1 tRNA gene and 3 rRNA genes are annotated in these 5,436 nt (G+C 51.9%); all 4 read left to right on the top strand.

Annotated elements, in window-relative coordinates:
* Window positions 1-158: 158 nt before the first annotated feature.
* The 4 genes from ACUTSU_RS22420 (at window position 159) to rrf (ending at window position 5,356) form a co-directional block, all read left to right on the top strand.
* Window positions 159-1,701: ribosomal RNA gene (locus tag ACUTSU_RS22420) — 16S ribosomal RNA — on the top strand.
* Window positions 1,702-1,844: 143 nt separating this feature from the next.
* Window positions 1,845-1,920, top strand: a tRNA-Glu gene (locus tag ACUTSU_RS22415).
* Between the two features lie 235 nt (window positions 1,921-2,155).
* Window positions 2,156-5,064, top strand: a 23S ribosomal RNA gene (locus tag ACUTSU_RS22410).
* 176 nt (window positions 5,065-5,240) lie between these two features.
* Window positions 5,241-5,356 (top strand): 5S ribosomal RNA (rrf, locus tag ACUTSU_RS22405).
* The 16S, 23S and 5S rRNA genes sit together here with 1 tRNA gene alongside, the layout of an rRNA operon.
* Window positions 5,357-5,436: the final 80 nt, after the last annotated feature.

Genomic DNA, 5,436 nt, shown 5'->3' with positions numbered 1-5,436 from the left:
CTCCACAAGACGATATCCAGAACCTTCGGGTTCAAAAAAATATCAAGTCTTGAAGAGTGACCAAGCAATACGTTGTTTCGTTGGCTTGCCCAACAGAACGACGATTACGAAAGTTAATTTTCGAGCATCGCTTCACGAGTTGAAGCAAATCAAGCTTTTAATTGAAGAGTTTGATCATGGCTCAGATTGAACGCTGGCGGCAGGCCTAACACATGCAAGTCGAGCGGTAGCACAGGAGAGCTTGCTCTCTGGGTGACGAGCGGCGGACGGGTGAGTAATGTCTGGGAAACTGCCTGATGGAGGGGGATAACTACTGGAAACGGTAGCTAATACCGCATAACGTCTTCGGACCAAAGTGGGGGACCTTCGGGCCTCACGCCATCAGATGTGCCCAGATGGGATTAGCTAGTAGGTGGGGTAATGGCTCACCTAGGCGACGATCCCTAGCTGGTCTGAGAGGATGACCAGCCACACTGGAACTGAGACACGGTCCAGACTCCTACGGGAGGCAGCAGTGGGGAATATTGCACAATGGGCGCAAGCCTGATGCAGCCATGCCGCGTGTGTGAAGAAGGCCTTCGGGTTGTAAAGCACTTTCAGCGAGGAGGAAGGGTTCAGTGTTAATAGCACTGTTCATTGACGTTACTCGCAGAAGAAGCACCGGCTAACTCCGTGCCAGCAGCCGCGGTAATACGGAGGGTGCAAGCGTTAATCGGAATTACTGGGCGTAAAGCGCACGCAGGCGGTTTGTTAAGTCAGATGTGAAATCCCCGCGCTTAACGTGGGAACTGCATTTGAAACTGGCAAGCTAGAGTCTTGTAGAGGGGGGTAGAATTCCAGGTGTAGCGGTGAAATGCGTAGAGATCTGGAGGAATACCGGTGGCGAAGGCGGCCCCCTGGACAAAGACTGACGCTCAGGTGCGAAAGCGTGGGGAGCAAACAGGATTAGATACCCTGGTAGTCCACGCTGTAAACGATGTCGACTTGGAGGTTGTGCCCTTGAGGCGTGGCTTCCGGAGCTAACGCGTTAAGTCGACCGCCTGGGGAGTACGGCCGCAAGGTTAAAACTCAAATGAATTGACGGGGGCCCGCACAAGCGGTGGAGCATGTGGTTTAATTCGATGCAACGCGAAGAACCTTACCTACTCTTGACATCCAGAGAATTCGCTAGAGATAGCTTAGTGCCTTCGGGAACTCTGAGACAGGTGCTGCATGGCTGTCGTCAGCTCGTGTTGTGAAATGTTGGGTTAAGTCCCGCAACGAGCGCAACCCTTATCCTTTGTTGCCAGCACGTAATGGTGGGAACTCAAAGGAGACTGCCGGTGATAAACCGGAGGAAGGTGGGGATGACGTCAAGTCATCATGGCCCTTACGAGTAGGGCTACACACGTGCTACAATGGCGTATACAAAGAGAAGCGACCTCGCGAGAGCCAGCGGACCTCATAAAGTACGTCGTAGTCCGGATCGGAGTCTGCAACTCGACTCCGTGAAGTCGGAATCGCTAGTAATCGTAGATCAGAATGCTACGGTGAATACGTTCCCGGGCCTTGTACACACCGCCCGTCACACCATGGGAGTGGGTTGCAAAAGAAGTAGGTAGCTTAACCTTCGGGAGGGCGCTTACCACTTTGTGATTCATGACTGGGGTGAAGTCGTAACAAGGTAACCGTAGGGGAACCTGCGGTTGGATCACCTCCTTACCTAATGATATTGATTGCGTGAAGTGCTCACACAGATTGTCTGATAGAAAAGTAATGAGCAAAAGCGCTACCTGTTGATGTAATGAGTCTCTGACTCATGCTGATACGAACCGATTAAGACGTGAGTCTGATCGGGATTTCGTGTCCCCATCGTCTAGAGGCCTAGGACACTGCCCTTTCACGGCTGTAACAGGGGTTCGAATCCCCTTGGGGACGCCATTCCGATAATGAGTGAAAGACATTATCACCGGTGCTTGCTGCACCGAAAACATCTTAAAGATGACTTTACCGAGTCATGTTTACGATATTGCTCTTTAACAATCTGGAACAAGCTGAAAATTGAAACATGACAGCTGAAACTTACTCCTCCGTAGAGGTACTGGAGTAAGGAGTACCCTGTCATAGAGTCTCTCAAATGTAGCAGCACGAAAGTGGAAACACTTTTGGGTTGTGAGGTTAAGTGACTAAGCGTACACGGTGGATGCCTAGGCAGTCAGAGGCGATGAAGGGCGTGTTAATCTGCGATAAGCGTCGGTAAGGTGATATAAACCGTTATAACCGGCGATACCCGAATGGGGAAACCCAGTGCAATTCGTTGCACTATCATACGATGAATACATAGTCGTATGAGGCGAACCGGGGGAACTGAAACATCTAAGTACCCCGAGGAAAAGAAATCAACCGAGATTCCCCCAGTAGCGGCGAGCGAACGGGGAGGAGCCCAGAACCTGAATCAGTTCTTGTGTTAGTGGAAGCGTCTGGAAAGTCGCACAGTAAAGGGTGATAGTCCCGTACACTAAAATGCATTAATTGTGAGTTCGATGAGTAGGGCGGGACACGTGACATCCTGTCTGAATATGGGGGGACCATCCTCCAAGGCTAAATACTCCTGACTGACCGATAGTGAACCAGTACCGTGAGGGAAAGGCGAAAAGAACCCCGGCGAGGGGAGTGAAATAGAACCTGAAACCGTGTACGTACAAGCAGTGGGAGCCTACTTGTTAGGTGACTGCGTACCTTTTGTATAATGGGTCAGCGACTTATATTTTGTAGCAAGGTTAACCGTATAGGGGAGCCGTAGGGAAACCGAGTCTTAACTGGGCGAATAGTTGCAAGGTATAGACCCGAAACCCGGTGATCTAGCCATGGGCAGGTTGAAGGTTGGGTAACACTAACTGGAGGACCGAACCGACTAATGTTGAAAAATTAGCGGATGACTTGTGGCTGGGGGTGAAAGGCCAATCAAACCGGGAGATAGCTGGTTCTCCCCGAAAGCTATTTAGGTAGCGCCTCGTGAACTCATCTTCGGGGGTAGAGCACTGTTTCGGCTAGGGGGCCATCCCGGCTTACCAAACCGATGCAAACTCCGAATACCGAAGAATGTTATCACGGGAGACACACGGCGGGTGCTAACGTCCGTCGTGAAGAGGGAAACAACCCAGACCGCCAGCTAAGGTCCCAAAGTCATGGTTAAGTGGGAAACGATGTGGGAAGGCATAGACAGCCAGGATGTTGGCTTAGAAGCAGCCATCATTTAAAGAAAGCGTAATAGCTCACTGGTCGAGTCGGCCTGCGCGGAAGATGTAACGGGGCTAAACCATGCACCGAAGCTGCGGCAGCGACGCTTAGGCGTTGTTGGGTAGGGGAGCGTTCTGTAAGCCGTCGAAGGTGGCCTGTGAGGGTTGCTGGAGGTATCAGAAGTGCGAATGCTGACATAAGTAACGATAAAGCGGGTGAAAAACCCGCTCGCCGGAAGACCAAGGGTTCCTGTCCAACGTTAATCGGGGCAGGGTGAGTCGACCCCTAAGGCGAGGCCGAAAGGCGTAGTCGATGGGAAACAGGTTAATATTCCTGTACTCGGTGTTACTGCGAAGGGGGGACGGAGAAGGCTAGGCTAGCCGGGCGACGGTTGTCCCGGTTTAAGCGTGTAGGGGGAATGACCTGGTAAATCCGGTTATTCATTCAACCCTGAGGCGTGATGACGATGCACTACGGTGCAGAAGTAGTTGATGCCAAGCTTCCAGGAAAAGCCTCTAAGCATCAGGTAACACAGAATCGTACCCCAAACCGACACAGGTGGTCAGGTAGAGAATACCAAGGCGCTTGAGAGAACTCGGGTGAAGGAACTAGGCAAAATGGTGCCGTAACTTCGGGAGAAGGCACGCTGGCGCGTAGGTGAAGAGACTTGCTCTCGGAGCTGAAGCCAGTCGCAGATACCAGCTGGCTGCAACTGTTTAATAAAAACACAGCACTGTGCAAACACGAAAGTGGACGTATACGGTGTGACGCCTGCCCGGTGCTGGAAGGTTAATTGATGGGGTCAGCCGCAAGGCGAAGCTCTTGATCGAAGCCCCAGTAAACGGCGGCCGTAACTATAACGGTCCTAAGGTAGCGAAATTCCTTGTCGGGTAAGTTCCGACCTGCACGAATGGCGTAATGATGGCCAGGCTGTCTCCACCCGAGACTCAGTGAAATTGAACTCGCTGTGAAGATGCAGTGTACCCGCGGCAAGACGGAAAGACCCCGTGAACCTTTACTATAGCTTGACACTGAACATTGAGCCTTGATGTGTAGGATAGGTGGGAGGCTTTGAAGCGTGGACGCCAGTCTGCGTGGAGCCAACCTTGAAATACCACCCTTTAATGTTTGATGTTCTAACTCGGCCCCGTGATCCGGGGTGAGGACAGTGTCTGGTGGGTAGTTTGACTGGGGCGGTCTCCTCCCAAAGAGTAACGGAGGAGCACGAAGGTTAGCTAATCACGGTCGGACATCGTGAGGTTAGTGCAAAGGCATAAGCTAGCTTGACTGCGAGAGTGACGGCTCGAGCAGGTACGAAAGTAGGTCTTAGTGATCCGGTGGTTCTGAATGGAAGGGCCATCGCTCAACGGATAAAAGGTACTCCGGGGATAACAGGCTGATACCGCCCAAGAGTTCATATCGACGGCGGTGTTTGGCACCTCGATGTCGGCTCATCACATCCTGGGGCTGAAGTAGGTCCCAAGGGTATGGCTGTTCGCCATTTAAAGTGGTACGCGAGCTGGGTTTAGAACGTCGTGAGACAGTTCGGTCCCTATCTGCCGTGGGCGTTGGAAGATTGAGAGGGGTTGCTCCTAGTACGAGAGGACCGGAGTGAACGCACCACTGGTGTTCGGGTTGTCATGCCAATGGCATTGCCCGGTAGCTAAGTGCGGAAAAGATAAGCGCTGAAAGCATCTAAGCGCGAAACTTGCCTCGAGATGAGTCTTCCCTGGGAACATGATTCCCCTGAAGGAACGTTTAAGACTAAGACGTTGATAGGCTGGGTGTGTAAGTGCAGCGATGCATTGAGCTAACCAGTACTAATGATCCGTGAGACTTAACCTTACAACACCAAAAGTGTTTTGATTTGAGACAAAATCGTCGGGAACGATTTTGAACGCCGCTTGCGGCGGCCCCGAAGGGGTGAGTATCAGGATGATACGAATACTCTATTTTCAGCGAATGTTCCGAGATTGGTTCTGGTGGTTACTGAAGTAACGGCCAGAATGAAACAGAATTTGCCTGGCGGCAATAGCGCGGTGGTCCCACCTGACCCCATGCCGAACTCAGAAGTGAAACGCCGTAGCGCCGATGGTAGTGTGGGGTCTCCCCATGCGAGAGTAGGACACTGCCAGGCATCAATTAAAGTCGAAAGCCTCATGCGAAAGCATGAGGCTTTTTGCTATGTGCGAAAAAAACAGACGCCGCTACGCGGCG

The organism is Serratia sp. NA_13, from assembly GCF_052691735.1.
Note: the sequence above shows the minus strand (reverse complement) of the source record. Positions and strands in the feature narration are given on the sequence as shown.